Source organism: Methylobacterium sp. DB0501 (genome assembly GCF_011043735.1).
In the GTDB taxonomy this organism is placed as follows: domain Bacteria; phylum Pseudomonadota; class Alphaproteobacteria; order Rhizobiales; family Beijerinckiaceae; genus Methylobacterium; species Methylobacterium alsaeris.
The window spans coordinates 1-1,580 of the sequence record NZ_JAAKGV010000072.1 but is presented as its reverse complement, the minus strand read 5'-3'; the positions used below and the strand labels follow the sequence as shown (position 1 = coordinate 1,580).

The following is a 1,580-nucleotide window of genomic DNA, read 5'->3' as shown; positions in this document are numbered from 1 at the left end:
TACATCCGCTCCGGCGTGTCGTGGTCCTGGTAGCTGTCCGGCAGCGTCAGCGTCCGCACCCGCACCGTGCCGTCGTCGAGCGCACCGCGCGACGACAGCAGGTGCAGCACCATCGCCCCGAAGCCCCCCACCGACCCCTCTTCCAGCGTCACCAGGACCTCGTGGCTCGCCGCCAGGTCCAGGATCAAGGCCTCGTCCAGCGGCTTGGCGAACCGCGCATCCGCCACCGTCACGCCGATCCCCGACGCCTCCAGGCGCTCCGCCGCCTTCAAGGCCTCCGCCAGGCGCGTGCCCAGGCTCAGCACGGCCACCCGCGCGCCCTCGGGCCGCCGGATCACCCGGCCCTTGCCGACCTCCAGCACCTCGCCCCGCTCCGGCAGCTCGACGCCCACCCCCTCGCCCCGCGGGTAGCGGAACGCGATCGGGCCCGTGTCGTGCGCGTGCGCCGTGGCCACCATGTGCACCAGCTCGGCCTCGTCGGCCGCCGCCATCACCGTCATGTTCGGCAGGCAGCACAGATAGGCCAGGTCGAACGCACCCGCATGCGTCGCCCCGTCCGCCCCCACCAGACCGGCCCGGTCGAGGGCAAAGCGCACCGGCAGGTTCTGCAACGCCACGTCATGCACCAGCTGGTCGTAGCCGCGCTGCAGGAACGTCGAGTAGATCGCGCAGAACGGCTTGAACCCTTCCGTCGCCAGACCCGCCGCGAAGGTCACCGCGTGCTGCTCGGCGATGCCGACGTCGAAGGTCCGCTCCGGATGCGCCTTCGAGAACAGATCCACGCCCGTCCCCGACGGCATCGCGGCGGTGATCGCCACCACCTTGTCGTCGACATCCGCCGCCTTGATCAGGCTCTCGCCGAACACGCGGGTATAGGCCGGGGCGTTCGGCTTGGCCTTGGTCTGCTTGCCCGAGACGACGTCGAACCTCACCACCGCGTGGCCGCGATCGGCGGCGGCCTCCGCCGGGGCGTAGCCCTTGCCCTTCTGGGTGACGACGTGGATCAGCACCGGGCCGTCCGGCGCGTCGCGCACGTTCTTGAGCACCGGCAGCAGGTGGTCGAGGTTGTGGCCGTCGATCGGGCCGACATAGTGGAAGCCGAGYTCCTCGAACATCGTGCCGCCGCCGGCCAGGATGCCGCGGGCATACTCTTCCGCCCGCGCCGCGGTGTCGTAGATCGCCTTCGGCAAGAGGCGGCCGAACTGCTTGGCGGTGTCGCGCAGGGAGCGGTAGGTGTCGCCCGAGACGAGGCGGGCGAGGTAGGACGACATGGCGCCGACGGGCGGCGCGATCGACATGTCGTTGTCGTTGAGGATGACGATCAGGCGGGACTTGAGCGCGCCGGCATTGTTCATCGCCTCGTAGGCCATGCCGGCCGAGATCGAGCCGTCGCCGATCACCGCCACGACGTTGCGGCGCGGCGGCGTCTCGCCGCGCGCCTTCGCGGCGGCATCCGCGAGGTCGCGGCCGATGGCCATGCCGAGGCCGGCGGAGATGGAGGTGGAGGAATGCGCCGCGCCGAAGGGATCGTAGGGGCTCTCGGAGCGCTTGGTGAAGCCCGAGAGGCCGCCGCCCTGGCG

Annotated in this window: 1 protein-coding gene; it reads right to left on the bottom strand. The window is 71.4% G+C overall.

Annotation, left to right across the window (positions count from 1 at the left end; translation table 11 throughout):
• Positions 1-1,580, bottom strand: a 1,580-nt coding sequence (gene dxs / locus G4G93_RS35310; protein WP_165091962.1) for a 1-deoxy-D-xylulose-5-phosphate synthase, incomplete at both ends; no start/stop codon positions are given.